Source organism: Caballeronia sp. M23-90 (genome assembly GCF_053574605.1).
On record NZ_JBSIPA010000719.1, the window covers coordinates 1 to 2,053 of the forward strand.

Sequence of the window (2,053 nt, forward strand, 5' to 3'; positions counted from 1 at the left end):
TGCTGCCGCCACACGATCCGGATCCAGGTCGAGTGCCACGTAGGACAAGCCCTCGTGCTCCAGCATCCGCGCCAGATTCTGCCCCGCGCGGCCGTACCCGCAGATGATCACGTGACCGCTCTGCTTGATGCTCTGCGTCGCGATCCGCGTCATTTGCAACGATTGCCGCAACCATTCCGTCGATGAAAGCCGCAGCACGATCCGGTCGGCATTCTGGATGATGAACGGCGCGGCGAGCATGGAAAGCAGCATCGACGAAAGAATGGCCTGCAGCAAGACGGGCTCGACAAGATGTTTATCGAGGATCAGGTTCAACAGCACGAAACCGAATTCGCCGGCTTGCGCCAGATTCAGGCCGGTGCGCATTGCCACACCCGGCGGTGAGCCGAAAAGCCGCGCAAGTCCGGTGATCATCACGGCCTTGAGCAGGATCGGCACGACGAAAAATCCGGCCACGAGAAACGGATGCTCCCAGATCACACGCGGATTGAGCAGCATGCCGGTGGTCACGAAGAAAAGACCCAGCAGCACGTCGCGAAACGGCTTGATGTCCTCTTCCACCTGATGCCGGTAAGGCGTCTCGGCAATCAGCATCCCCGCGATGAAAGCGCCGAGCGCGAGCGACAAGCCGAATTTATCGGTGATGAACGCAGCGCCGAGCGTCACCAGCAGCAGGTTCAGCATGAAGAGTTCTTGCGACCGCCGGCGTGCCACGATGTTGAACCAGCGCGTCATGAACTTCTGGCCGACGAACAGCAACACGGTCAACGCGACCACGATTTTTACGGCCGCAATCGCGAGCCAGAACGCCAGTTCCTTTGAATTTCCGTTGCCAAATGCCGCAATGATGATCAGCAGCGGCACTACGGCCAGATCCTGGAACAACAGCACGCCGAAGATGTTGCGGCCGTGCTCGGATTCGAGTTCGAGCCGTTCGGCGAGCATTTTCGACACGATCGCGGTCGACGACATGGACAGCGCGCCGCCAAGCGCAATGCTTGCTTCCCACGACATATCGGTGAAGAAGTTCGCAATCCAGCCAAACAGCAGCGCAAGCAGGATCGTCCCGCCAACCTGGCTTGCGCCAAGTCCGAACACAATCCTGCGCATCGATCTCAATTTCGATAACGAAAACTCGAGCCCGATGGAAAACATCAGGAACACGACGCCAAATTCAGCGAGATGCTGCGCGCGCTCGCTGTCCGGCGCAATGCCCGCGGCATGCGGCCCGACAATGATTCCCACCGCCAGATAGCCCAACATGGGCGGCAGGTTGAAAAAGCGGAACACGACGACGCCGACCACCGAACACAGCAGTAGCAGCAACGTCATTTCAAGCGGAGAAGTCATCCGTCTGGAATCCTCGTTGGTCGTTGGATTGCGGATCGGCTTCATCCATGCGCCGGGTTGTCGACCAGCGCAACTGGAAGCCCGACCTGCGTGGGCGGATGAGCGCGGAAAAAGCGGCGGGCAAAAGCCCGTCAGCCACGTCCGGCGCGGCATAAAGGTGCCTTTGATATACTCCGCGCATGATAGCGAAAATCAATGGCGACCGGGCACTCGCGCTGGCTCGCACCGTGCTCGAAATTGAAGCCGACGCTGTTCGAGGCCTGTCCGCTCAACTCGATGACAACTTCACCGGCGCCGTCGAATTCCTGCTCGGATGCAAGGGCCGCGTGGTGGTTTCGGGCATCGGAAAATCCGGGCACATTGCCCGCAAATTCGCGGCTACGCTCGCGAGCACCGGCACGCCCGGTTTCTTCGTTCATCCGGCGGAAGCCAGTCACGGCGATCTTGGCATGGTAACCGCTGATGACGTGTTTATCGCGTTATCGAACTCTGGCGAAACTTCTGAACTCGTCGCCATTCTGCCGATCATCAAGCGCCTCGGCGCCAAGCTGATCGCCATCACGGGAAGCCCCGAATCCAGTCTCGCTAAACTCGCCGACGTGCATCTGAACGCACACGTCGACAAGGAAGCGTGCCCGATGAACCTCTCGCCAACCGCCAGCACGACCGCGGTTCTCGCGCTGAGCGACGCGCTCGCGGTCGA

2 protein-coding genes are annotated in these 2,053 nt (G+C 60.0%); one reads left to right on the forward strand and one right to left on the reverse strand.

The genetic code is table 11. The features are described from left to right. The coding region (locus tag ACRXB1_RS35100) for a cation:proton antiporter (RefSeq protein WP_449494662.1) at positions 1-1,350 on the reverse strand (1,350 nt) is incomplete at its 3' end. A 179-nt stretch (positions 1,351-1,529) separates the two neighbouring features. On the opposite strand from ACRXB1_RS35100, the gene ACRXB1_RS35105 reads away from it, so the two are divergent. Continuing rightward, positions 1,530-2,053, forward strand: a 524-nt coding sequence (locus tag ACRXB1_RS35105) for a KpsF/GutQ family sugar-phosphate isomerase (protein ID WP_449494663.1), incomplete at its 3' end; no start/stop codon positions are given.